We start from the raw sequence: 23,893 nt of genomic DNA on the forward strand, positions 1-23,893 counted from the left end.
GAGCCCGCCTCAGGAGTTCAGATAGGCAAGGACGGCGAGGACGCGGCGGTTGTCGTCGGCGGACGGCGGCAGGCCCAGCTTGCTGAAGATGTTGTTGGTGTGCTTGCCGACGGCCTTCTCGGTGACGAACATGCGGCCGGCGATGGCGACGTTCGAGCGTCCCTCGGCCATGAGCCCGAGTACCTCACGCTCGCGGGCCGTCAGGGTGCGCAGGGGTTCGTCCCGGGAACGCCTGGTCAGCAGTTCGGCCACCACCTCCGGATCCATCGCGGACCCGCCGGCCGCGACCCGGCGAATCGCGTCGACGAACTGGCCGACGTCGCTGACCCGGTCCTTGAGCAGGTAGCCGACCCCGCCCCCGGGGCTGGCCAGCAGCTCGCGGGCGTACAGCGGCTGCACGTCCTGGGAGAGGACGAGCACCGGCAGACCGGGGATGCGCGAACGTGCCTCGATCGCGGCGAGCAGGCCCTCGTCGGTGAAGGTCGGCGGCAGTCGGACGTCGACGACGGCGACATCGGGGCGGTGCGCGGTCAGCGCGCGCACCAGTGACGGCCCGTTGTCGACCGCCTCGACCACCTCGAAATCGTAGGCGGTCAACAGCCTGATCAACCCGTCACGCAGCAGGGCCAGGTCCTCGGCGAGAACGACACGCACGTGTACAGCCTTCCACCTCACCCGGACGCCCGTCAGCCCGGTCGGGGCTGGCTCATCCTCCGGCGCTGTGCTCGGCCTTCTGGGCCTGGACGACCTTGCGCAGGGCGTGGCCGGCCGGGGCGATGGAGGCGGTGAGCTCGCCGATGCGGGCCTTGTGCGCGCGCCGCTCCCGTCCGGTGGCGAGGACGCGGATCTCGGCGAGGGCGCCGAGCGCGGCGAGCTGGCGGTCACGGCCGTCGAGGCGGTCCACCGGTGTCGGGCCGCGCAGCGCGCGGCGCACGTCGTTGATCAGCGCCCGTGTCGTACGCGGGTCGCGAACAGTGACGACCGTCCGCGGGAAGATCCCGATCACCCGCGTCCGGTCCACCCGGACCCAGCGGCCGGCTTCCAGGTAGTCGCGGGCACATCGGGTCGTACGCCGGTTGTCCTTACCGATCCAGTGTTTCCAGGAGCGCTGACGCCCGGAGGTCCCGACCTGCTCCAGTACCCGCGTCAGGATCGGGTCATCGAGCGCCGTTGCGCCGGCGCCACCGGGCGCGCCGGTCCGGCCACCGGCACGGGCTCCCGGGCCCGGGACCACCTTGCCGGCCTCGTCGAGAATCCGGCCGCGCCGCCGCAGTTCCAGCAGGGCCGCGGCGCGCAGCGCCGGTCCCAGATAGCCACTGGCGACGCAGCCGTCCATCCGCTCTTTCTCCGGGTTGTAGGTCAGCAGGTAAAGCTGGGCTGGCAGCGAGTCGGGCAGGTCCACGGCATGCTCCTCGGGTCCATGCGGCGTTGGGAGTCATGAGTCGTCGTCATCGGCTGGATGGTCGTGGTCCGCCTCGAGTTCGGCCTCGTCGGCGACCCCGGCGGTGAGTTCGTCCTCGCCGGACGGTGGCGATGTGTCGGCGGCCGACCTGGGCGGCCGGCCGCGGCGCGGTATCCGGCCGACGGTGCCTGGCAGGCGGCCGGCGGACGACAGCGCGCCACGCAGCAGGAACTCGATCTGGGCGTTCGTGCTGCGCAGTTCGTCGCCAGCCCACCGCGCCAGCGCGTCGTGCACGGCCGGGTCGAGCCGTAGCAGGATCTTCTTCCGCTCCGTCACGGGCCGCGGATCAGTGGTAGAGCGATCCGGCGTTCACCACCGGTTGGGTCGACTGCTCACTGCACAGCACCACGAGCAGGTTGCTGACCATGGTCGCCTTACGCTCCTCATCCAGTTCGACGACGTCCTGGCTCTCCAGCCGGGCCAACGCCGTCTCCACCATGCCGACCGCGCCCTCGACGATCCGGGACCTGGCGGCGACGACCGCGTTCGCCTGCTGACGGCGCAGCATCGCCTGGGCGATCTCGGGTGCGTAGGCAAGCCGGGTGATCCGCGACTCGATGACGTGGACACCGGCTGACGCCACCCGCGCCCCGATCTCGACCGACAGCTTGCCGGTGACCTCGTCGGCGTTCTCGCGCAGCGACATCTGCCCTGTCTCGTGCGCGTCGTACGGGTATCGGGTGGCGATGTGCCGAACGGCGGTCTCTGTCTGGATGGCGACGAACTCGACGAAGTCGTCGACCTCGAACAGAGCCTGCGCGGTGTCGGCGACCTGCCACACCACCACGGCCGAGATCTCGATCGGGTTGCCGTCAGCGTCGTTGACCTTGGCGACGCCGGTCTCATGGTTGCGGATCCGTGTCGAGACCTTGCGCCGGTTGGTGAACGGGTTCACCCAGCGCAGGCCGGTGACCCGGATCGTCCCGACATAGCGGCCGAACAGCGTCACGACCCGCGCCTGCCCTGGAGCGACGGCGGTCAGCCCGCCGAGGAACACGAAACTGGCGATCAGGACGAGCAGCCCGGCGACGAGGGCGGCCGCGCCGCCGCCACCCGTGCCGTCGTCGAACAGCAGGCCCGCGAGCACGATCAGCGCCGCCCCGATCACGAAGATCAGGAGCGCGCCCAGGAGCCCGACCGCGCCCGAAAGGCCTGTCATCGTGCGCTCCCCTACCCGGGGCCGCGGCATGTCGACCACTTCGCCCGGGTCGAGGCCGTCCCGGTGGGGGTCCGGGCCGGCTGCGTTCGTCGAGGCCTGGGGCGGGTTACCCGTGGTCATAGCGGTCTCCTCCGATCCGGCGAGCGGGCCACCCTGTTGGCGGCACCCCGCTCGTCGTCTATCAAAGTGATATCACTTTTCTGTTGACCTCGTAAGCCCCTCTCGGGCTCGCGCGCGTCGCGCATCGGACAGTCGTTCGGCCGCGATGCCGGGGACCGGTGTCGACGACCGGATGCCGCCGGCCGGGACCGCGTCAGGCGGCGCGGCGAACGCGGTGCGCGGTGTGCGCGTGACGCGGGGAAACGTGTGTCCAAGCGGTAAATACCAGGCCATGATCTTCCGGGCGGACGGTTCGCTCCGTACCGTCGTCGCAGGCGCGCCACCGCGGGTCAGGACTGCCTCGCCGGCTCGCCGGCCAGGCTGGACCTGCCCGCGGCGCTATCGCGGCGGCGAGCCGACCACGCGGCGTGAGGACTGGTGATGCGAGACCTGCGCGACCTGCCCAAGGGGCATCTGCACCTGCACTTCGAGCTCGGCATGCGTCCGTCGACGCTGGCCGCGCTCGCCGCGCGCAGCGGCCTGCCGACGCCCCGAACCACCGGCTTCACGGAATTCGGGGGCTTCGGCGAGGTGGTCGGGGGCATCCTGCCGATCTTTCGGGAGGTGGCCGACTTCGAGCGGCTCGTCGACGAGATGGTCGAGGACGCCGCGAACGAGGGCATCGTCTACCTGGAGCCGAGCTTCTACCCGTACCCGTACCTGGAGATCTTCGCCAGCGCCGAGGCGGCCTGGGAGACCGTGCTCACCCGCGGCGAGGAAGCCGGCGCCCGCCACGGCGTGACCGTGCGCTGGATGGCGGCCGTCGACCGGGTCCTGGACACTCCCGAGCACGGGGTGGAGGTCGCCAAGACGGCCGTCCGTTTCCGGGACGCCGGCATAGTCGCGCTCGGCCTGCACAACGACGAGAACGGCTACCCGCCGGACCCGTTCGTCGACGCGTTCCGCTATGCGAAGGACGCCGGGCTGCTGTCCACCCCGCACGCCGGCGAGCTCGACGGCCCGGCGTCCGTCCGCGCCGCCATCGACATCCTGGACGCCGACCGGCTCCAGCACGGCATCCGCGCGATCGAGGACCCGGCGCTGGTCGAGGTCCTCGCGCAGCGGGGAACGACGCTCGACGTCTGCCCTACCTCGAACGTGCAGCTGTCCGTGGTGCCATCGCTGGCCGAGCACCCGCTCCCGGCGCTGCTCACCGCCGGTGTGCGCTGCTCGATCAACGCCGACGACCCGCTCCTTTTCGGGCCGAGCTGCCTGCAGGAGTACGAGCTGTGCCGCGAAGCGCTCGCCCTGACCGACGAGCAGCTCGCCGCCTGTGCCCGCAGCTCGATCACCGGCGGCGCCGCCCCCGCCGACGTCCAGGCACGCGCTCTCGCCGGCATCGACGCCTGGCTGCGTTGATGGTCGTGAGTACGGGGCCGGAATGCGCTGCCCGGACGGAGCGAACCAAAATTACGGTATGGATCGTCGACTGAAGGTCGTGATCGCGCCGGACTCGTTCAAGGGCTCACTCACGGCCGACCGGGTCGCGGCGGCACTCGCGGACGGCTGGCTGTCAGCCCGGCCCGGCGACGACGTCGTCCGGCTGCCCATCGCGGACGGCGGGGAGGGCACGCTCGACGTGTTCGCGGCCGCCGTGCCAGGCGCGCGCCGCCGGCCCGTCAAGGTCACCGGCCCCGATGGCACCCCGGACAGCCGCCTGGTCGACGCCGAGTGGCTCGCGCTGCCAGACGGGACAGCGGTCGTCGAGCTCGCGAGGGGCAGCGGCCTGCCCCTGCTCGGCGCGCGGCGCGACCCGCTCGGCGCGCACACGATCGGCCTGGGCCAGCTACTCGCCGCGGCGCTCGACGACGCGGCGACCCGCCGGATCATCGTCACCCTCGGCGGCTCCGCGTCGACCGACGGCGGTACCGGGGCGCTGGCGGCCCTCGGCGCCCGTTTCCTCGACGACGCGAGCGCTCCGCTGCCACCGGGTGGCGGGGCGCTCGCCGGGCTGGCCGTCGCGGACCCGCGCGGGCTGCGCCCGGCGCCGCCCGGCGGGGTGCTCTGCCTGACCGACGTCGACGCTCCTCTGTGCGGACCCCGCGGCGCCGCGGCGGTCTTCGGCCCGCAGAAGGGCGCGAGCCCTGAGGACATCGGCCTGCTCGACGACGGCCTGCACCGGCTCGCCCAGCTGCTCGGCGGCGAGCCCGACGCGCCAGGCGCCGGCGCGGCCGGCGGCACGGGCTACGGCCTCGCCGCCGCCTGGGGCGCCCGGCTCGTGCCCGGTGCCGCCACGGTGGCCGAGCACGCCGGGCTGCCCACCGCCCTGGCCGATGCCGACCTCGTCATCACCGGCGAGGGCCGCTTCGACGCGACCTCGATGTCGGGCAAGGTCGTCGGCGGGGTACTGCGCCTCGCCGCCGCCCGCGGCGGCGAGGCCGGCCCGGTGCCGGTCCTGATCGTCGCCGGCCAGCTGGGCGCGCCGTCGCCGCCCGGCGTCGACGCCGCTCTCGCGATCGCCACCCTGGCCCGCGGTGTCCCCGCGGCGCTCGCCGAGCCCGAGCGGTGGCTCGCCGCCGCGGCGGCCCGACTGGCCGGCGCCAGGGTGACCGGCCAGGGACCTCGGGAGGCGGCTCGGGCGCCGAAGCGACCCGACTCCCCCATCGCCTAACGTGACACGACATGCTTGAGACCGAACGGCTGCTGCTGCGCCCGCTGCGGGTCGACGACGTGGGCGCCTACGTCAGCCTCCACGCCCATGAGGAGGTGAGCCGTTTCCTCGGCTCCTACTCCCGGTCGGAGGCGCTGGACCGCCTGACCGCGGTCGAACGGCAGTGGGCCGCGCGCGGCCACGGGCGCTGTGCCATCGAACTCAGGTCGACCGGGGACTTCATCGGTGTGTCCGGCCTGCGGTACTGGGAGTCCTTCGACGAGGTCGAGATCGCCTGGACCCTGCGGCCCGACCGCTGGGGCCACGGCTACGCGACCGAGGCGGCCGGCGCCTGGCTCGACTGGGGCTTTCGCGAACTGCCTGATCGTTACTTCACCGCGATGATCAGGCCGGCGAACACCCGGTCGATCCGCGTCGCCGAACGCCTCGGCTTCCGGCCCCTTCGCCAGGACACGCTGTTCGACCGCCCCACAACCGTCTACTCCCTCTCCCGGCCAGGGGATCGGGACGGCGGGATGCGGTGACCGTCTCGCGGCCCGGGCCTTTCATCGCCGCCGACCGCGGCGTCGCGGCCGACGACCCCGGCGAGGATCAGAGGTGGTCGCGCGCGGGGCGGGCGGCGGGGCCCGGGCCGGGCTGGGTCGTGGCGCAACGGGGGCAGACGACCGTGGCGGCGGCGGCCGGGACGGAGAAGCGGTGGGTGCAGGCGCCGAGCCAGCGGCGCGCGAGCCAGCGGTCGGGGACCAGCCGCCGCACCGGCCAGGGGCGTGGGCCACGGGCGGCGCAGGTCAGCTCAGTGCCGAGCGGCGGCTCGTCATCGACGACGCGTGGGTGGACCGAGGCGCAGATGCCGCAGACCACCTCGGGCGGCGACGCGACGAACGTGGGGTTCCGGGAGGTCGCGGAGAAGATCTGGACCTCGGCGTGATGCGGCGTCGGGCCCCCGCAGGTGTCGCACTGGATGTACCGGATCGGCGTCGACTCGTCGCCACGGGTGTCCCGCACGAGGGCGACCAGTGCGGACAGCATGCCGCGGCCGGCCGGGTCGACGCGGGCCGGGTCCTGGTCGTCACTGTGTCTGGGCCCCACGTCCTCCATGGTCGCTGACACGAGGCCTTCCGGTCGCACCGCCCGGCAGAACGCGTGGCGAACRCCTTCGATTTCGACGTCGGTAGGACGAGGAAACCTCGCCGCATGGCCATCGGGACCGCCGCGATCCCAACCACGCGCCGGGACGGTGGCAACAGTCCCGGCCGCGTGAGATAAACGCGGACGCCCGGCGAGCAGGACGTGTGACGCTGTTGCCCACCGCGCGCCACTCAACCAGGAGAAGACGTCATCCGGCGGCTGGCTCAAGGCCTGGAATCGGCGGCCAGCCGGGATCCGGCGCATGAGGGACGGCGGCCGAGGGCGAGGACGGCCCGCCAGCGACCATCAGCCGGTGGAAGGGGCCTGGCGGCAGACGGCTATCAGTCCGCTCGCGAGGAAGGGCGCGAACAGTCTCGCGGCGCGTTCGGCCGCCAGTACGGTTCGTGCGCGGCCGGGTGCCGCTCCCTCGGAGTCCTCATAGGGATGAAAGGCGACGACCTGCCACGAGTTTCTTTCCAGAACATTGACGAGCGTGTACCACGAAAAACGGGAGACGTGCCTTGGATGCGCCAGCTCGCGGCCGGTCAGCGTGGCCGCGAGATTCATCAGCCGGAATGCGTTCGACGCGGTGACGATCATCGTCCCGTCGGGCGTGGTCAGAGCGCGCAGGCCGTCGAGGAAGGCCCCGACGCCGTCGACGCGCTCGATCACTTCGCCGACGACGACGAGCTCGGCCGGGCGGATCGCCGCCCGGGCGATGTCGGCCGGGTCCTCGCAGTCGATCGCGTGGGCCTCGTAACCGGCAGCCCGCGCCCCGGCGACGCCATCCACGTTGATGTCGACACCGACCAGGTCCCGCGCGACGCCGGCCAGCCGGGCGTGCAGCCAGCGGCCGTCGGTGCGCGCGATGTCGTCGCGCACGGTGGCGTCGACGAACCCGACATGGGTCACCACCCGACCGGCGGCCGCGCCGAGCAGGAACTCGTCGCGGTCGACCACGCGTACCCGCGGCAGTCGGTGTGTGGTGACGGGCGCCTGGTCGCCCGCCCGCCCAGCCCTCGGCTGCGCGGGCACCCACGCGGCCGCCGTCCGGGCATCCCGCGACCCCGGTGCCACCGGCGCGGCCGCCGACGTCGGATTTCTTCCGGGAATTGTCGTCGCGTCGTCCATCACGACTCCCTCCGCCGGCCGTCTGCGCGCCCCTAGGATTTACCAGGAAACCAGCGGAGGGCGTCGCCGGGAAGAAGTCGCGCGTTTCACCTGCCTGCCGCCGTACTCCCGGCAACTCCGGCGACGCCGGGTTTGCGCGGCACAACCGACAGCACCGATGTCTCCGCCGAGTCCGGCGCGGACGTGGATGAAACCAGCTCGGGCGCGCCTCCAGGCGGGAACCCGCGGGCCCCTGCCGGGGAACGGCGCCAGGACCTCGCCGGCGCACGGGCGCGGGCCGGCAGCGGGCGTCAGGCGCTCAGCGGGCCGATCAGGAGTTGGCGGACGTCGGTGGAGACGCACGCCGCGACGCCGCCGGACAGTCCGACCGACACGGTGCCTGTTCCGCCGGGAGGTGTCACCCTCAGGGCGGATGCCTCCCTGGTCGCGTCCGAGGTGAGGCAGCCCTGCTGGACGCCCGGCTGGGTGATGCGCAGCACGGCCGTCGCCGTGCCACCTGGTGCCAGCAGTGCCGGCTCCGGCATGGGCCTGGAGTCGTCATGGTCCGCCGGCGCGCCGAGCTCGGCCCCGCCGGCGTCGACGAATCGGACGTCGGGGAAGCCGTTCAGCTTGCAGGCGGCCGGGCCCGCGTTGGCGAGCACCAGCTTTCCGTATACCTGTCCGGCAGCGCCCTCGATGTCGTCCAGCCTGCCGGAGAGGGCGGCCGCCGCACAGACGGGCGCGGCCGCCACCTCCTCGGGCGCGGCGCTGGATCCGGCCGCGGCCGCGCCGGAAGCGCCGACGCCGTCCCGGCCGGACGCCGAGGGGGCGGCGGATTGCGCGGGCCCTCGCGAACCCGCTCCCGACGAGGCCGCGGCCACGGTCGCGGGGCTGCCGCCGGCCATCGTCGAGCCACACCCGGACCCGGCCGTGACCAGTCCGAGCGCGACCGCGGCCACCGCGGCGGCCTTCGCCCTTCCGGCGCGGGGCGCCCCGGCATGCCGCCGGCATGCCGGCGCCCTGACCCGATCCGTCCGCATCGCGGGCTCCTTGGTCTGGCAGGCGGCCGCCTCGCGACATGTTGCTGACGCACCGCATTCAAATCCTGACGGAAAAGACCGTAGCCAGAGAGCGATGACTAGGGAAGCTCCACGCACCGTAAAAAGCGTGTCGCGCCAAGTTCCGAGTTCCCACGGCTACGTTCGCGACCCTGGCCGAGACAGCGGAACGCCGCGTCAGCGGCGCAGGCGGGCCCGCCATGATGGCGGCGCGGCGGGCAGCAGCACGGCCGCCGTGATGTTGTCCCCGGCACCGGCGGCCCCGGCCCGGCCGACGAGGGCGCGAGCGACCGCGGGCGCGTCGGGAACGGACCGCCCGTCGCCGCGCAGAACGGTCCCCACCGCTTCGGGGAAGGCTCGGCCCAGGTAGTCGGGCACGCCGTCGGAGACGATCAGGACGGCGTCTCCCGGGCGACGGCGGCGCCTCTCGACGGACCGGCCCTCGTCCTGGCTCCCTCGGGTACCCGGACCGAGGAACTCGGACGGCGTGCTGATCACCCGTGGGCGACCTCGACGCACCAGTGCCGTCAGTGTGTCGCCATAACCGGTCGAAAAGATCGACTCGTCGACGGCGAGCACGAGACCCAGCGCGGTGCGCGCCGGCTCGGCGACATCCGCGACGCCGTCCACGGCGGCCGCGGCGAGGGCGCGCACGAGTCGGGCGCCACCACGGCGATCGGTTCCTTCCGCGGGAGGGGCGAGCAGGTCGGCCGCCGCGACGGCCAGCGCGCGCAGGGCCGCGGTCGCGGCGGCCGAGCCGCCGTGGCCGTCCGCCACCGCGAGCAGCAGCCCACCGGGGCCGGCCGCCAGCATGACGCCGTCCTCGTTGGGCTCGACGGACGGCACCGCCTTCGGCAACCAGCCGGCCGACAGCGCCGCGCCGAGTGCGGCCGGGTCGCCCCGATGGTCACCGGCGCCGTCGACGCACGCGGAAATGCCGGCGATGACCGTCTCGCGCCGGGTCGGATGGTCCGGGCCCAGCAGCAGTACAGAGCGGACCGTCGACGCCGCGCGCGGGGGGCCCGCCGCCACGTCGGTCACCTGCTCAGGGCCGGCGCGGCGGCGCCCGCGCCGACAGCCGGCCCACCGACCGGCACCCGCTCCGGCGCGGCCGACAGACCCGCGGCGGCGCGCAGATGTCGCTCGACCCGGTCAAGCAGGGCGGCCCGCTGGTAGTGGGTCAGGTAATACCGCCGCGCGGCGGCGCCCATCGCCGCCCGCTCGGCTGGCCCCAGCGCGGCCACCTTCACGACCGCGTCCGCGAGCGCCACCGGGTCCTCCGCCGGTACCGCGATTCCGCCAGCCGCGGCGACCACACGGGCCGTCGCGCCCGTCGCCGACGAGACCATCGGCCGGCCACAGGCGAGGAACGACTGTACCCGGCTCGGAACCGTCAACTCCCACACGGGATCGCGACGCAGTGTCGTGACCAGCACGTCCGCGTGTGCCAGCAGGTCGGGCAGCCGCTCGAACGGGGCGCGTCCCAGCAGGTGGACCCGGTCACCGAGGCCTCTTCGGCGCACCTCATCCGCCAGCCACTCAGCCCTCGGGCCGCCGCCGAGCACCGCCCAGCGCACCCGCGCGCCATGAGGGTCCTCCCGCAGTCGCTCGGCCGCCGCGACCAGCGTCTCCAGCGACTGGGCGACGCCGAGGTCGCCGGCGTACATCGCGACGAACCCGTCGGGGATTCCGGCCGCGCGGCGCACCTCCGGGTCGGCCGGAACGGGGCGGTAGCGCTCCTCCGCCCAGTTCGGCAGGTAGTCGAGCCGGTCGACCGGGACGGCGGCCTCCCGTAGCAGCGGCAGGAAGTCCTCGGACCGCCCGAGTACCCGGGCGCAGCGCCGATAGCCGGCGCGCGCCATCCGGTCGAGCAGGGTGAGCACCCGTTCGGAGCGGACCGCGCCTGTCGCATACAGGCTCCACGGCCACAGATCCTGCACCCACAGCACCACCGGAGTGCCCCGGATCCGCCTCAGCAGCAGCGCTGGCACCAGCGTCGTCACCGGCGACACCTGGTAGACGAGCACCACGTCGGACGGCGGCAGCCGGGGCACGCCCAGCACGCTGGCGCTGGCCGCGAAGGACAGGTGGCTCAGCGCGAGGCGCCACAGCTCGCCGCCGCCACCACCGGAGGCCAGTGGCACCCGCACCGCCTCGACGCCCTCGTACCATTCCCTGGCCGAGCGCCAGCGGCCCGCGAACGCCTGCCGGTGCGGGTGGCTCGGCTGTCCCGTCAGCACCGTCACCCGATGGCCGCGCTCGCGCAGACCTACGGCGAGGTCATTGACCTGGAACCGCTCAGGCCAGAAGTACTGGCTGACGATCGTCACCCTCATCGATTCGCCCTTCCTCGAGGCGCCATGCGTGTTCTGGCCTCGCGGGCGGTGGGGCCGGGCCGCCGTCCCAGGTTCCTTGCGGACCTGGGACGGCGCGGCCCAGCCGTGGCGCCGGATCGGTCGTCATCGGCTGGCCTTGACCGAGCTGTCCTGACCAAGCCGCTGGTCGGGAACCCGGTGGCGGCCAGACGATGCCGCCGCTGCCGCGGATCGGGCCGGGTGCCCGTAGCCGTACCCGTAGCCGTAGCGCCGCCCGGACCCGACCGACCTGTTGAAGACGTAGCCGAGCACCGGCGTGCCGACGAACTCCAGCCGGTGGCGGGCTTCGGAGAGTACCCGCAGCGGCGTGCCGCGCCCGACCACCAGCACCACCGCATCGGCCTGTGAGGCGATCGCGGCCGCGTCGCTGGCCGCGAGCAGCGGCGGCGAGTCGACGATGACGACGTCGGCGTAGTCGCGCAGCCGGCTGACCGCGTGGCGGAACCGGCCGGTCCGGAAGAAGCTGGCCGGATCGTCGAGCACGGTGCCGGCCGGCACGACGTCGAGCGCCTCGGCACCGCTGACGTCGAGGTCACGCACGGTGGCGCTCATCGGCACGTCGCCGCCCAGGTCGGACAGACCCGGCTCGTGGGAGACGTCGGCGAGCCCGGTCAGCCCCCGCATCCGCTCGTCACCGTCGACGACCGCCACCTTGCGGTCGTCGCGGGCCATCGCGATCGCGAGGTTGAGCGCGGTCACCGTCTTGCCGTCACCGGGGCGTGCGCTGGTCACCGCGACAACGCTGCCGCCGCCCTCGGCGGCAAGGGCGAACCCGATGCTCTCCACAAGGAAGTTGTAGGCCTCGCCCGCCGGGGAGCCGGGGTCGCGCGCGGCGGGCAGCGCCCGGTCGCCGGTGGAGACGGCGAACTCGGGGACGTCGCCGAGAAGCGGGACGCCGAGGATGGCCGCCGGGTCCTGCTTCTCGTCGGCCTTCCGGCGGAACTCGTCGCGCCACCACACGACACCGGCGGCAAGCAACAGCCCCATGAAGACGCCGATGGCGATCGCGCGAAGCGGCCTGGGCTGTGTCGGCGCGCTCGGCGGGTTCGCCTGCTCGAACATCTRCACGCCGTCGCCGTACGTCGCGGTGTCCACCGCGATCTCGTCGGCCCGGCTCTGCAGCGTCAGCAGCTGGGTGGCAGCGGCCTGCCGGGCGGCGGACAGGCTCGGGTCGGCCGGGCCGTCGCTCGAGTTCAGCTGCTCGTCCAGGTCGCTGATACGTCCGCGCAGGCCTGTGATCGTCTGGTCAAGCTCGTCCGTGGTGGACTTCGCGTTCGCCTGGGTCAGGTTCCGGACGGTCTGGCGGTAGGCCTCGCAGACGGCGTTGGCCACGGCGGYGGCGCCTTCGGCCGTCGGGTCGGTGGCGGTCACGTTGACCTGGTCGAGCTGGTCCGACGAGGTCGCCTGCACCCGGCCTCGCAGCTGCTCGACCGTGAGCCGGTTGTGGAGGAGCGAACGGGCGGTCGTGAGCACCTCGGTGGAGGTGAGATAGCGCGCCTGGGAGCGGACATATCGCGACGGGTCGCCGACAAAACGGTTGTTGTCGTTGAACACACTGGAGATGTGCGGGTCGTTGAGAAGCATCGTCGCGCTACTCGAGTACAGCGTCGACTGGAGCGAGGCGAACAGGAACCCGGCCATGCCGCACAGGATCGTCACGGCAAGTAGCAGGTGCCATCGCCGCGCAAGCATGACGACCATGCTCCGGCTACTGCGGGCAAGATCGACCCGAAGGTCCGCAGTGGGGTCCGTCTCCACGGGCTCGCTCCTCCCTTTCCGTCGTGGTGAGCGCGGCCGACGACGACCACACCCGCCGCTTTGATCACTTTAAGAGATCCACTAACTACCCAGAGTGACAGTAGAGCCGATGCGCCGAAACCAATGGAGGCGCGCCGGAAGACCTACACGCGCGATGGATGGCCGCATCCCGAGGGCCGGAACACCAGCGGCAATGGGGCATCGCATCAGGCGGTCGAGCGACTAAGCCGAGAAGTACCGAGCGACAGTGATCGGCACACGCAAAATCCGCATACCACGGGACCGACCGAGGTTGACGGACAGTGACGCCGCGCGCTGGCCGCGGACCCGACCAGGCAGACCGCGATGGCGCGGGCGACACCGCGGTGCAGCGGCAGCTCAGGACAGGAGCGGGGGACGCTCGCGCCAGACCGTCCGGCGCACGTTGTCGACGTAGCTCATGATGATGTGCAGAACCCGCCGCGAGACGTCGCCGACGTCGTAGTCCGTGACGACACGCGGGTGCGACCGGTTCGGCGTCGTCATGAGTTCAACCGCGGCCAGCACTCTGTCCGGATGCAGGACGCTCGACACGAGCACGCCGTGGTCCATGCCCTCCGGCCGTTCGTGCGCCGCCCGGATCATGACCGCGGGAAAGCCGAGCAGCGAGGACTCCTCTGTGATCGTCCCGCTGTCGGAAACGACACAACGGGCGTCGCGTTGCAGCGCGACGTAGTCGAAGAGGCCGAACGGCTTGCAGAACCGCACCCGTTCGTCGAGCGTGACCGCGGCACCGTCGCGACGCAGTTCCGCCAGCCGGTCGCGGGTGCGTGGGTGCGTGGACACGATGATCGGAACCTGGTGCGTGACGGCGAGCCGGTCGAGCGTCACCAGCAGGGCGCGCAGCAGTTCAGGCTGGTCGACGTTCTCCTCCCGGTGCGCGCTGACCACCAGGTACTCGCCGGCACGCAGCCCCAGCGACGACAGGATGTCGCTGCGATCGATACCCGGCCGGTAGTAGGTAAGGACCTCCTTCATCGGCGAGCCGGTCACGAACGTCCGTTCCGGCGGCAGGCCCTCGGCGAGCAGGTGCCGGCGGGCGTGCTCGGTCAGCGGGAGGTTCACGTCGCTGAGGTGGTCCACGAGCCGCCTGTTGATCTCTTCGGGGACGCGGTCGTCGAAACACCGGTTACCCGCCTCCATGTGGAAAACGGGAATGTGGCGCCGCTTCGCCGGGATCACGGAAAGACAGGTGTTCGTGTCCCCGTAGAGGAGGAGGGCGTCCGGGTTCTCGGTGGCCATCACCGCGTCCGCCCGCGCGATAACCTGACCGATCGTCTCGGCCGCGGTCGCGCCGACGGCGTCGAGGAAATGGTCCGGCTTGCGGACCTCCAGCTCCTCGAAGAAGATCTGGTTCAGTTCATAGTCGTAGTTCTGGCCGGAGTGGACGAGGCAGACCTCGAGGTGTCGCTCGAGCTCGGCTATCACCCGGCTCAGCTTGATTACCTCCGGCCTCGTACCCACCGTGATCATTACTTTCAGGCGGTCCAGCGACATCGGCGCCTCTCCCGAATACGTCGGTCCGGTGCGGAAGGTGATCAGACCGCCAGGCCCGCGCGGCTGCGGCGCGCCAGCTCGGCCCACTCGGCGTGCCCGAGCGGCAGCACGAACCGCTGGCCCTCAAGCCAACTGGTTGCCTGTGCCTGGCCGAGCAACAGCAGCTCCGGCCGCCGGCTCGCCGCCGCCGCCGGAGGGAAGACCCGGCCCACGGGCTCCAGCGCGCGCAGGACCGCACGGACCACCCCCGGCGGCAGCGACCAGATTCGCCGGCCCGGCGCGAACGACCCGTAGAGCGAGCGGACCGTGTGGCCCTCGGACGGGTGCGACACGATCAGGGGCGGGTCGTCGGCCGTCACGAGCGCCGCGAGCGCCGCCGCGACGTTGCCGATCAGAGCCACCGGAACCGGCTGGTCCCCTCGTCCGCTGACGACCAACGGGAAACGGTCGCACCACCGGGCGAATGCCCGGGTGAGGTCCCGTCCGGCTCCGTGCACCGACGGGGGCCGAAACAGAGTGACCGACAGCCGGCTGCTCCCGGCGAGGCCGGTGAGCAGTCGTTCCCCGAGCGCCTTCGCCTCCGCGTACGGACTGACCGGCGCATACCGCGGACTGTCATCGAGGATCCGGATCCTGCCCTGGACCGCGGCGGTGCTCACGTGGACGAGCCGCGCGACCCCGGCGCGCTCGCAGGCCAGGCCCAGGACAAGGGGCCACAGCGCGTTCGCGCCGAACAGCTCGGGCGTCGCGGGCGCCGTCGCGTCCGGCAGCCCGGCCGCGTTGATGACGACGTCATGCCCGTTCAGCGAGGCGGCGACGTCGTCGACGACCCTGGCGTCGACAAGTCCAGTCCTGAGCGCCCCATCGAACGTCGTGTCGAAACCCGGCGCCGTCGGTGAGCCTGCCTGCCTGGCCGCCGTGTCTCCGGCGGCCGTCGCCGCGAGGAAGTCCGCCAGTTCGACAACACGGGTCGGCCTGGCGCGCAGCCGGTGGRCAGGCAACGGCGTCACCTCGTCGCCTGAGGCGGCGATCGCCTCGGCTACCGCTCRCCCGACGAACCCGGTGGCGCCGAACACCACGACCTTCGCCATCCAGCCGCTCCTCTGATCGTCTCGGGCTCCCAGCGCGGAAACTCTCACAACTGCGCCACACAGAGTAGCTATAAAATTACACTAGGCCACGAAGTCTGAGATCCTCGACAGCCCACGCCGCCGACACCCTGACCGGTGGCCTCAGCCACGACTTCCCGGTCGGTGACGTCAACCGGCTCACAGACCGCCTGGCCGCGGCCGCGTGCCGCGCGACCGGCCCGCGACACGCTTCCCGGCGAGCCTCGGATTGGCGGCCGGCTGGCCTACGCTCGATCACTAATAGTAAAGATTCGGTGACACATCTGCGTGTCCCGCCTGGAGGTCAGGGTGCGATGAGCCTGCGGACGATTTCCCCACCCAAGGTCGACGGCCGCGAACAGTCCCTTGGCACCGCGGACGCGACGGACCCGCCACTCGTCGACCACGCGGTCGACGCCCCGGACCCGACGGCCCGCTGGCCGCGGACGACCGCTGTCATCGTGCACTGGGGACCGACCGAGCCGACCGTGGAACTTGCCCGACGGCTCGACGACATGTCCGCGGTGACGGACGTGATCGTCGTCGCCAACGATGGAAGTCTCCGCCCGGGCGACCTGCCGGCCGCCACCAACTGGCTCGTTCCCGGCGCCAACCTCGGGTTCGCCGGCGGCTTCCGGTTCGGCGCTGACGCCCAGCAGGACACCGACGTCTACCTGCTGCTCGACAATGACGTGCTGCTGCCCGAGCGGACGGTCCTGGCCTGCCTCGATCTCGTTTCCCGCGAGGGCGTCGGCATCGTCGGCCCCACCCTGCTCAACGCGGACGGGATTCACCCCGGAGCGGACCGCCTGACCGCGCTGTTCACGGTGCCGCGCCGCCGTCGCCGAGGGCGCCCAGAGCCGGCCGACGTCGTGTTCGTGCCCGGCGCGATCCTCTTCGTGCGAGCCGAGTGCCACCGCCAGGTACCCATGGACACCCGCTACTTCCGCTACTACGAGGGGACCGACCTGGCGCTCCGCGCGGTCGCCGCCGGCTGGCGGGTCATGGTCAGCCCCTACCAGGCATGGCACACCGGCGGCGGAACCGTCCCCGGCAACGCGTACGCCTACTACACGGTGCGCAACCGCCTCTGGTTCGCGAGGGTCCACGGCCACCCCTGGCGAGCCCGCGCGGTCGCGCTCTGGCTGGCGTTCGCCGCGCTCCCCCGTCACACGGTCTTCGACCTGGCGCATGGGCGCGGGCTCTCCCTCTGCCGGTCGTATGGGCGCGGCCTGGTCGACGGCGTCGGAACGCTGCCGCCGGTCGACTCCCCGCTGCCGGACGAGCCACGACCGGCGCGCTGGGAACGCGCCACGGGCTGAGCCCGGTCCCGGCAGTCGTGGCCACCAGGTCCGCCGACAGCCGGCCAGTCCTCAGGCACGCCGAGGAGACCCGCGGAAAGAGAGGATGGCAGTGCGCCGAACTCCGCTGTTCCCCGCCGCGAGACCGGGCCCCGACAGGACGGCGGACGACGTCGGGACCACCGGCCTCATGGCCGCCTACGCGCATGCCGTGCGGCGATGCCTGCGCGGCACGGCGCGTGTCGCCTCGTGGACGAGGATCGTCCTGCTGCGGATGACACAGCCGCGGGTCCGAATAGGGTTCGATTCCTTCCTCGGGCCACGCTGCGTGATTCGCTGCGCCCCGCACGGGACGATGGTCATCCGGGGAGCCGTCCTCGCCCGCGACGTCCATCTCGAGGCCGAGGACGGAGCACTCCTTGACCTCGGCGCGGACTTCGTCGGTCCCTACTGCGTGGTGGTCGCCCGCCGGCAGGTGGTGATAGGCGCCGGCAGCCTGCTGGCGGAGATGTGTGTGGTCCGCGACCAGGACCACGTGGTCGCCCCCGGAGTCCCAGCCTCCGCGATGCGGTTCGCGGCGTCGCCGGTGGTGCTCGGCCGCGACGTGTGGCTGGGGGCGAAGGCGACGGTCCTGCGCGGTGTCACCGTCGGCGACGGCGCCATCGTCGGAGCGGGCGCGGTGGTGACCTCCGACGTGGCCGCCGGCGCCCGGGTCGGCGGCGTGCCGGCGGCGCCGTTGCGGTCCTCTCGTGCCGGCCAGGTCACCGACGGTGGTGAAATCGACGTCCCGGCCAGCGCCGCCCGGACCGGTGTCCCCACGCCGCGCCCCACGCCACAGGCGCTCTAGTCCGGGGCGGTACGGAACTCGGCCACCCTCGTCACCACAGGTCAGTTACTTTAAGTGTTGCAAGTGATACAAGAAGTGACGTGGATAAGCCCACGGAGTACCTCGCCCGGCCGCTCGCCGCGCGCGCGGCACCGCCGGTCGCGGCCCCGGTGCCCAGTCTCCGGCGAGATGTAGCCGGGTCGGAGGTGGTGCTCACCGGCGGCGGGGGATTCCTCGGCGGCCACGTCCGGGCGGCGCTCGCCGGCCGTGGTGTGGTGCTGCTTGGCCGGCGCCARCCGGAGGTGCTCGGTCCGCGCGAGCGCTTTGCCTGCGTGGACCTCGCCGCCGGGGCGCTGGTCACCCACCGCGTCGAGGCCCTGGACATGCCGGCGGACACGGCACTGTGTCACCTGGCGCACAACTTCGGTGACCCGGAGCAGGCGGTGGCGATGTCGCTCAACCTGCTGTCCGCGGTCAACACCTGCCCGCGGATCACGCGGGTGACGCTGATCAGCACGGTCTCGGTGTACGGACCGGGCCACCGTGGCCTGGTCGACGAGACCACGGCCTGCCGGCCTCGCTCGGCCTATGCCCGGGCCAAACTCGCCGCGGAGCAACCGTGGCTGACAGAACTGCGCGCCGACTGCGAGCTGGTGGTGTTGCGGATGGGCTCGGTGATCTCCGCCCGGCGTCCGCCTTCCTACCAGCCGATCTTCGACGCGCTGCGCAGACCGGTCCGGGCGGCCGCGCTCGGCTCGCTCCGGCGGGGTACCCCCGTCTCCTACGTGACGGCGGACAATGCCGCTGCCGCCGTCCAGTTCGCGCTCGACACCCCGCTGGCCGCGCGCCGGGCGGTGTTCAACGTCGTCGACGATCCGGGCCGCGCGGATCCGGCGCTGGCGCGGGCGAACGTCGACTACGCGGCCATGCAGGACGCCGTCCGGCGGCTCGCCGGCCTGCCCGCGCTGTGGCGGTTGCCATTGCCGGCGGCGGCGGTCGACGGCGCGGCCCGGGTACTCGGCCGCCCTCGGCCGGGCCAGTGGTACAGCTCCGCGGCGCTGCGGGCCGCCGGGTTCGCCGCTCCGTGCGCGCTGGCCGACGAGATCGCCCGAATCGTCGACGGCCAGTTCCCGGACCGAGCCCGCGCCGGGGGCATCGGCGCGGGCGGTGACGTCGACATCGCCCCTGGGGGTGGCGCGCCGTGCGGGTGCTGACAGTGGTGATGATGGCCGACGCCCGCCGTGGCGGCGGCCTGGCCGAGCGCGCCTACCAGCTGACCCGCGCCTACGCGCGGGCCGGGGAGCCGGGCCTGCGCGCCGAGTTGCTCACCCTCGATCTCGACCTGACCGACACCCGGATCGGTTCGCTGGCTCCCGCCGCGCTGACCACGGTGCCCTGCCCGAACCGCCGCTTCTATGTGCCGGCGCGGCCGGGTCGGGTGGCCGAACGGGTCGCCGCCGCCGACGTCGTGCATCTGCTTGGGCACTGGACGGCGCTGGGCGCCCTCGGTTACCGCGCCGCCCGCCGCCACGACGTCCCGTGGGTGGTCTCGCCCTGCGGCTCACTACCGGTCGCCGGCCGCAGCCGCGTCGCGAAGCGCGCCTACAACGCGGCCGTCGGTACCCGGATCGTGCGCGAGGCGGCGGCGGCGATCGCCGTCACCGCCGACGAGGCGGCGGACTTCGCGCGGTACGGCCGCGAGTCGGCCGCCGTGCGGGTGATCCCCAACGGGGTGTCCGCCGCCGACCACGACCGGGACGCGGGCGGGGCCTTTCTGCGCCGGCACGACCTCGCCGGCCGCCGCTACCTGCTCTTCCTCGGTCGGCTCAACCGGATCAAAGGCGTCGACCTGCTGGTAGAGGCGTTCGCGGCGTCCGACGCGGCCGCCGACGGCTGGCTGCTGGTTCTCGCCGGGCCGGACGAGGGACTCGCCGCCGAGCTGCACGCCCAGGCCGCGGCCCTCGGGGTGGCCGGCGCGGTCCGGTTCGTCGGCGTCGTCGCCGGCACCGAGCGCACGGAGGCGCTGCGGGCGGCGTCGCTGCTGGTCGTGCCGTCGCGGCGGGAGGCGATGTCGATCGTCGCTCTGGAGGCCGGGGTGAACGGCACACCGGTGCTCATCACCGATGCCTGCGGTTTCGACGAGGTGGCGCGGTGCGGCGGCGGGCTGGTGGTGGCGGCGACGGCGCCCGGCCTGGCCGCCGGGCTGCGCCAGCTGCTCGCCCGCCCTGACGCACTGGCCCAGCGCGGCGCGCGCCTGCGCGCGCTGGTGCTCGCCGAGCTCACCTGGGAGCGTGCCGCCGCTCGCCACCTCGAGGTGTTCGCCGACGTCGCGCCGRCCGCCAGGGCCGCGACCGAGTTCGTGAGAAGAAGTGGAGTGCGCCCGTGCGGGTGACGATCGTCAGTCAGTACTTCTGGCCTGAGCAGTTCCGGGTCAACGACCTCGCCGTCGGGCTGCGGGAACGCGGCCATCAGGTCACCGTCCTGACCGGGCAGCCAAGCTACCCGCGTCGCGAGATGTTTCCGCGCCGTCGCCGGCCGGGCCGGGAGTGGTACGAGGGCGTTCAGGTGGTACGGGTGCCGCTGGCCTCCCGCGGAGATGGCGAGCGATGGCGGCTCGCGCTGAACTACCTGACGTTCGCCGCGAGCGCCAGCGTGTTCGGTGTACCTCGGCTGCCGCCGTCCGACGTCGTGCTCGTCTTCCAGATATCGCCGGTGACGATGGTGGTGCCGGCGTTGTTGCTGCGCCGAATCCGCGGGACCCCGGTGGTGCTGTGGGTGCAGGACCTGTGGCCACACACGCTTCGCGCGACGGGCGTGGTGCGCTCCGAGCGGGTGCTCGGCCTGCTCGAGAAGGCGGTCGGCGCGGCTTACCAGCGCTGCGCGCGGGTGCTCGGCCAGTCCGAGGACTTCCTGCCGCCGCTGCGCGCGGCCGGCGTCGCGGCCGACCGGCTTGACTACCTGCCGAACTGGGCCGAGGACCGCTACCGCCCGCTGCCCCCCGACCCCCAGGTCCGCCGGGAGGCCGGGATGCCCGAGGGGTTCATCGCGATGATCGCCGGCAACCTCGGCGTGGCGCAGGCCCTCGAGACGCTGGTCGACGCGGCCGAGCGGCTGCGTGACCTGCCCACTGGCGCCGACGTGCACTGGGTGGTCCTCGGCGACGGCCAGCGCGGCGAGTGGCTGGCGGACGAGGTGCGCCGAAGGGGCCTCGGTGACCGGGTCCACCTGCTGGGGCGTGCGCCGCTCGAGCGGATGCCCGCGTTGCTCGCGCACGCGGACGTGGTGGTCACGACGCTGCGTCGGGACCCGGTGTGGGCGCTGACGATCCCGAGCCGGGTGCAGTCGTTCCTGGCCTGCGGCCGACCGGTGGTGGCGGCGGCGGACGGGACGACCGCCCGGGTCGTGGCGGCCGCGGGCGGACTCGCGGTTCCAGCGCAGGACGCGGCGGCGCTCGCCGACGCGATCGCGTCCGTCCGCGCGCTCACGCCAGCCGAGCGCGCGGCCATGGGGAACGCCGCCCGCGAGTACTACGTGGCGCATTACGAGCGGGCCGCACTGCTTGACCGGGTCGAGCGGCACCTGCGCGCCGCCGCGGGCCGCGCGGCCGTACCCGAGCGGATCCCGGCCGCGCGGCCGGCGGAGATGGCCGACCAGTCTCAGCCACCACATCCAGATCGGCCGGCGGCGGCCGACACGCCGGGGAGGGCCGGATGAGAGTCCTCGTTCTGGGCGGTGACGGGATGCTCGGCCACGAGCTCGCCGGCGCACTCGCCGACCACCATGACGTCGCCGTGACGGTACGCGGCGCCGGCCGGCTGCCGGCGGCGCTGGGCGCGCTTCCGGCCGACCGGGTCTTCTCCGGCATCGACGTTCGCTGCCACGACGACGTGGCCGGCCTACTCGACCGATTCCGGCCGGGCGCGGTGCTCAACGCGGTCGGTCTGGTCAAGCAGCGCAGCGAAGGACAGATGGCGCTGCCTGCCGTCGAGATCAACACGATCTTCCCGCACCGCCTTGCCCGGCTGTGCCGGATAGCCGACATCCGGCTGGTACACGTCAGCACCGACTGCGTGTTCTCGGGCCGACGGGGCCGCTACACCGAGGACGACCAGCCGGATCCGGTCGACGTCTACGGAATGTCCAAGCTGCTCGGCGAGGTCCGCGAGGCCCCTGCCCTGACGCTGCGGACCTCGATCATCGGTCTGGAGCTGGCGGGCCGGGCCAGCGGTCTGGTCGAGTGGTTCCTCGGTCGCGGCGGCCAGGTATCCGGCTACAAGCGGGCGGTCTACACCGGGCTCACCACGATGGAGATCGCCCGGCTCCTCGACCGGATCCTCACCAAGCACGAGGACCTGACCGGGCTGTGGCACGTGGCCGCACCGGAGCCGATCACCAAGTTCGATCTGCTCGTCCGGCTGTCGGAAAGGCTGCGCGCGGCCGGGCGGCCGGCGGCCGAGGTGGTGGCCATAGACGGCCCGCCGTGTGACCGCAGCCTGCTTGCCGACCGGTTCGCGGCCGCGACCGGCTACACCGCCCCTGGCTGGGACTCGATGCTCGACKAGCTCGCCAAACGGATCATGCTGAGGGACCACGGAGGACGCAGCGATGACTGAGAGCACAGCGAGCGCGAGGGACAGTGCCGGAATGCTTACCGGCCGGCGCGTTCTGGTGACCGGTGGCACCGGGTCGCTGGGACAGGTACTGGTCCGGCGGATCCTGTCCGGCGAGGTTGGGGTGCCGGCCAAGGTGATCATACTGTCCCGGGACGAAGCCAAACAGCACGCGATGCGGCTGGCCTACCTACGTCAGCGGGTCACGACCGACGAGACGATCTACCGGAACTTCGACCGGATCCTGGAATTCCGCCTCGGCGACGTCCGGAACTACTGGGACGTCGCCGCGTGCGTGCGCGACGCGGACGTCGTCGTGAACGCGGCCGCGCTCAAGCAGGTGCCCGCGTGTGAGTACTTCCCGGAACAGGCCATCCTGACGAACTGCTCGGGCGCGTCGAACATCGTGCGCGCGGTCGCCGAGCATGGCTACCAGGTGGACTGCGTCGTCGGCGTCGGCACGGACAAGTGCTGCAAGCCGGTCAACGTCATGGGCATGACCAAGGCGCTGCAGGAGCGGATCTTCACCGCCGCGAACGTCGGCGTGCGCGAGCGGTCCGGGCGCACCCGGTTCGTCGGCGTGCGTTACGGCAACGTGCTGGCCTCGCGCGGCTCGGTGATCCCGCTGTTCCTCGACCAGATCGCCCGCGGCGGGCCGGTCACGATCACGGTCGCCAGCATGACCCGGTTCCTGGTCACCCTGAACGAAGCCGTCGACATGATCTTCCATTCGATCCGTCGTGGGAGGCCCGGGGAAATCCTCGTACCGCGGACGCCCGCCGCGACCGTCATCGACATCGCGCACGCGCTCATCGGTGACCGGGACGTGCCGGTGGAGGTCGTCGGAGTGCGTCCCGGCGAGAAGATGCACGAGGTCATGGTCTCCGAGGAGGAGTGCCACCGGACCCGCCGTGACGGGCAGTACTACGTGATCTCGCCGATGCTGCCCGAGATCGGCGAGCCGTCGCTGGCCAGCGAACTGGCCGGCGAGTACAGCTCGGCGGACAACGTCGTCGGTCTCGCCGAGACCGCGGGCCTGCTGCGGCGCAACAACCTGCTGCCGCCGCTGTCCACGCCGGCCGCGGGCTCGCCCGGCCCGAGCGTGGTGCCCGACCAGCGGGCCGGCACCGACCCCGTCGCTCACCCGGCCGCCGGGGCCGACGGTCCCGGCGAGTACCCGTCGACCGACCACCTCGACCTGCTGCGGTAGGGGCTGGCCGCATCGACGTGCCGGTTCCGCCGGGACCGGCCACGCACGACCTCGACCCGACAGCCGCGGAAAAGGTCTCCGCCGCGGTGCTGCCCGAGGCCCCGCCCCCGGCGCTGGCCTGGTGTTCCGAGGCGCCGACCGGCCGCACCTGGGCCTTACCGAGCCCAGGTGCGGCCTCTCGTACGAGCCTGGAGCCCCCGCGTCGTGGTCCCCTCCGACGACCTGGCTGTCGTCGAGGGCACTGGACGGTTCTCACCCTGGTCGGCGGCGGCTCATCGTCGAGCCGCCTGCCGGCTGTACCTCTGCCCGATGTCGTGGCGCCCGCGAAAGGCCATCGTCGAGGCATGACGCCAACGCGGCCGCGGTTTCGCCGCGCGGGTCACCGCGCATCCGCTCGGGTCGTCCCACGTCGCCACGGTCCGGACCCTGACCCCTGAGCCGGTCTTGCTACGCCCTGGTCCGCTCCTGTGCCTCGGGGGCG

General features: G+C 72.8%; 22 protein-coding genes. 10 read left to right on the plus strand and 12 right to left on the minus strand.

From position 1 onward, the window contains the following. Positions 1 to 9: 9 nt before the first annotated feature. Genes BL253_RS12910 through BL253_RS12925 form a run of 4 tightly spaced genes read right to left on the minus strand, consistent with a single transcriptional unit; the run spans position 10 to position 2,741 of the window. The gene (locus BL253_RS12910; RefSeq protein WP_076816689.1) at positions 10 to 654 is read right to left on the minus strand and encodes a LuxR C-terminal-related transcriptional regulator; all 645 of its coding nucleotides are present in this window, start codon (positions 652 to 654) and stop codon (positions 10 to 12) included. Between the two features lie 52 nt (positions 655 to 706). Beyond that, entirely contained in the window at positions 707 to 1,402 is a 696-nt protein-coding gene (locus BL253_RS12915; protein WP_076816691.1) for a GOLPH3/VPS74 family protein, read from the minus strand. Between the two features lie 33 nt (positions 1,403 to 1,435). Beyond that, a complete protein-coding gene (locus BL253_RS12920; RefSeq protein ID WP_076816693.1) occupies positions 1,436 to 1,738 on the minus strand; it encodes a type II toxin-antitoxin system antitoxin in 303 nt (100 codons plus the stop codon). Between the two features lie 10 nt (positions 1,739 to 1,748). After that, positions 1,749 to 2,741, minus strand: coding sequence for an SPFH domain-containing protein (locus BL253_RS12925; protein WP_096335987.1), 993 nt, complete (start codon positions 2,739 to 2,741; stop codon positions 1,749 to 1,751). Positions 2,742 to 3,161: 420 nt separating this feature from the next. Between BL253_RS12925 and add the strand changes: the two genes are divergently transcribed. From add to BL253_RS12945, 3 genes are read left to right on the plus strand one after another with little or no spacing between them, the layout of a single operon-like run. Beyond that, entirely contained in the window at positions 3,162 to 4,139 is a 978-nt protein-coding gene (add, locus tag BL253_RS12935; protein ID WP_076816696.1) for an adenosine deaminase, read from the plus strand. Between the two features lie 58 nt (positions 4,140 to 4,197). After that, on the plus strand, positions 4,198 to 5,391 hold the full coding sequence (locus BL253_RS12940) for a glycerate kinase (protein ID WP_081438264.1): 1,194 nt from the start codon (positions 4,198 to 4,200) through the stop codon (positions 5,389 to 5,391). An 11-nt stretch (positions 5,392 to 5,402) separates the two neighbouring features. After that, the gene (locus BL253_RS12945) at positions 5,403 to 5,915 is read left to right on the plus strand and encodes a GNAT family N-acetyltransferase (protein WP_076816698.1); all 513 of its coding nucleotides are present in this window, start codon (positions 5,403 to 5,405) and stop codon (positions 5,913 to 5,915) included. Between the two features lie 67 nt (positions 5,916 to 5,982). Here the strand turns inward: BL253_RS12945 and BL253_RS12950 are convergent, their stop codons facing one another. The 8 genes from BL253_RS12950 to BL253_RS12985 form a co-directional block, all read right to left on the minus strand. After that, positions 5,983 to 6,501: a hypothetical protein gene (locus BL253_RS12950; RefSeq protein ID WP_241834742.1), complete on the minus strand. Its 519-nt coding sequence runs from the start codon at positions 6,499 to 6,501 to the stop codon at positions 5,983 to 5,985. 324 nt (positions 6,502 to 6,825) lie between these two features. Next, positions 6,826 to 7,650 (minus strand): class I SAM-dependent methyltransferase, encoded by an 825-nt coding sequence (locus BL253_RS12955; protein WP_131831487.1) that lies wholly within the window; start codon positions 7,648 to 7,650, stop codon positions 6,826 to 6,828. A gap of 290 nt (positions 7,651 to 7,940) precedes the next feature. Further along, the gene (locus BL253_RS12960) at positions 7,941 to 8,669 is read right to left on the minus strand and encodes a DUF4232 domain-containing protein (RefSeq protein WP_076816703.1); all 729 of its coding nucleotides are present in this window, start codon (positions 8,667 to 8,669) and stop codon (positions 7,941 to 7,943) included. 195 nt (positions 8,670 to 8,864) lie between these two features. Continuing rightward, positions 8,865 to 9,719 carry a protein phosphatase 2C domain-containing protein gene (locus BL253_RS12965; RefSeq protein ID WP_131831488.1) on the minus strand — a complete coding sequence of 285 codons (855 nt, stop codon included), beginning with the start codon at positions 9,717 to 9,719 and terminating at the stop codon, positions 8,865 to 8,867. A 5-nt stretch (positions 9,720 to 9,724) separates the two neighbouring features. Next, on the minus strand, positions 9,725 to 11,023 hold the full coding sequence (locus BL253_RS12970) for a glycosyltransferase family 4 protein (RefSeq protein ID WP_076816707.1): 1,299 nt from the start codon (positions 11,021 to 11,023) through the stop codon (positions 9,725 to 9,727). Positions 11,024 to 11,146: 123 nt separating this feature from the next. Next, complete coding sequence (locus tag BL253_RS12975; RefSeq protein WP_076816708.1) at positions 11,147 to 12,820, minus strand: tyrosine-protein kinase domain-containing protein; 1,674 nt, start codon at positions 12,818 to 12,820, stop codon at positions 11,147 to 11,149. A gap of 378 nt (positions 12,821 to 13,198) precedes the next feature. Further along, the gene (wecB, locus tag BL253_RS12980; RefSeq protein ID WP_076816851.1) at positions 13,199 to 14,356 is read right to left on the minus strand and encodes a non-hydrolyzing UDP-N-acetylglucosamine 2-epimerase; all 1,158 of its coding nucleotides are present in this window, start codon (positions 14,354 to 14,356) and stop codon (positions 13,199 to 13,201) included. 41 nt (positions 14,357 to 14,397) lie between these two features. Beyond that, positions 14,398 to 15,447 (minus strand): NAD-dependent epimerase/dehydratase family protein, encoded by a 1,050-nt coding sequence (locus tag BL253_RS12985; protein WP_076816710.1) that lies wholly within the window; start codon positions 15,445 to 15,447, stop codon positions 14,398 to 14,400. A gap of 332 nt (positions 15,448 to 15,779) precedes the next feature. On the opposite strand from BL253_RS12985, the gene BL253_RS12990 reads away from it, so the two are divergent. From BL253_RS12990 to BL253_RS13020, 7 genes are all read left to right on the plus strand, one after another. Next, complete coding sequence (locus tag BL253_RS12990) at positions 15,780 to 16,787, plus strand: glycosyltransferase family 2 protein (RefSeq protein WP_076816712.1); 1,008 nt, start codon at positions 15,780 to 15,782, stop codon at positions 16,785 to 16,787. Positions 16,788 to 16,878: 91 nt separating this feature from the next. Continuing rightward, on the plus strand, positions 16,879 to 17,613 hold the full coding sequence (locus tag BL253_RS12995) for an acyltransferase (protein ID WP_420801654.1): 735 nt from the start codon (positions 16,879 to 16,881) through the stop codon (positions 17,611 to 17,613). Between the two features lie 80 nt (positions 17,614 to 17,693). Then, positions 17,694 to 18,806, plus strand: a complete 1,113-nt coding sequence (locus BL253_RS13000) for an NAD-dependent epimerase/dehydratase family protein (protein ID WP_076816714.1) — start codon at positions 17,694 to 17,696, stop codon at positions 18,804 to 18,806. After that, positions 18,794 to 19,984 carry a glycosyltransferase gene (locus tag BL253_RS13005; RefSeq protein ID WP_076816716.1) on the plus strand — a complete coding sequence of 397 codons (1,191 nt, stop codon included), beginning with the start codon at positions 18,794 to 18,796 and terminating at the stop codon, positions 19,982 to 19,984. Before BL253_RS13000 ends, BL253_RS13005 begins: the two co-directional genes overlap by 13 nt. Further along, entirely contained in the window at positions 19,975 to 21,306 is a 1,332-nt protein-coding gene (locus BL253_RS13010; protein WP_076816717.1) for a glycosyltransferase family 4 protein, read from the plus strand. The genes BL253_RS13005 and BL253_RS13010 overlap by 10 nt, the downstream gene beginning before the upstream one ends. Further along, positions 21,303 to 22,205, plus strand: coding sequence for a dTDP-4-dehydrorhamnose reductase family protein (locus BL253_RS13015; protein WP_076816719.1), 903 nt, complete (start codon positions 21,303 to 21,305; stop codon positions 22,203 to 22,205). The genes BL253_RS13010 and BL253_RS13015 overlap by 4 nt, the downstream gene beginning before the upstream one ends. Further along, positions 22,198 to 23,412: a polysaccharide biosynthesis protein gene (locus tag BL253_RS13020; RefSeq protein WP_076816721.1), complete on the plus strand. Its 1,215-nt coding sequence runs from the start codon at positions 22,198 to 22,200 to the stop codon at positions 23,410 to 23,412. Before BL253_RS13015 ends, BL253_RS13020 begins: the two co-directional genes overlap by 8 nt. The last annotated feature ends 481 nt before the right edge of the window (positions 23,413 to 23,893 follow it).

Source organism: Pseudofrankia asymbiotica (assembly GCF_001983105.1).
Classification (GTDB): Bacteria; Actinomycetota; Actinomycetes; order Frankiales; family Frankiaceae; genus Pseudofrankia; species Pseudofrankia asymbiotica.

What these genes read in the sequence shown, in the direction of transcription:
- wecB (WP_076816851.1), bottom strand. Translation starts at nt 14,356, where the DNA reads ATGTCGCTGGACCGCCTGAAAGTAATGATCACGGTGGGTACGAGGCCG.
- BL253_RS12945 (WP_076816698.1), top strand. Translation starts at nt 5,403, where the DNA reads ATGCTTGAGACCGAACGGCTGCTGCTGCGCCCGCTGCGGGTCGACGAC.
- BL253_RS12925 (WP_096335987.1), bottom strand. Translation starts at nt 2,741, where the DNA reads ATGACCACGGGTAACCCGCCCCAGGCCTCGACGAACGCAGCCGGCCCG.
- BL253_RS12940 (WP_081438264.1), top strand. Translation starts at nt 4,198, where the DNA reads ATGGATCGTCGACTGAAGGTCGTGATCGCGCCGGACTCGTTCAAGGGC.
- BL253_RS12955 (WP_131831487.1), bottom strand. Translation starts at nt 7,650, where the DNA reads ATGGACGACGCGACGACAATTCCCGGAAGAAATCCGACGTCGGCGGCC.
- BL253_RS13020 (WP_076816721.1), top strand. Translation starts at nt 22,198, where the DNA reads ATGACTGAGAGCACAGCGAGCGCGAGGGACAGTGCCGGAATGCTTACC.
- add (WP_076816696.1), top strand. Translation starts at nt 3,162, where the DNA reads ATGCGAGACCTGCGCGACCTGCCCAAGGGGCATCTGCACCTGCACTTC.
- BL253_RS12970 (WP_076816707.1), bottom strand. Translation starts at nt 11,023, where the DNA reads ATGAGGGTGACGATCGTCAGCCAGTACTTCTGGCCTGAGCGGTTCCAG.
- BL253_RS12960 (WP_076816703.1), bottom strand. Translation starts at nt 8,669, where the DNA reads ATGCGGACGGATCGGGTCAGGGCGCCGGCATGCCGGCGGCATGCCGGG.
- BL253_RS12990 (WP_076816712.1), top strand. Translation starts at nt 15,780, where the DNA reads ATGAGCCTGCGGACGATTTCCCCACCCAAGGTCGACGGCCGCGAACAG.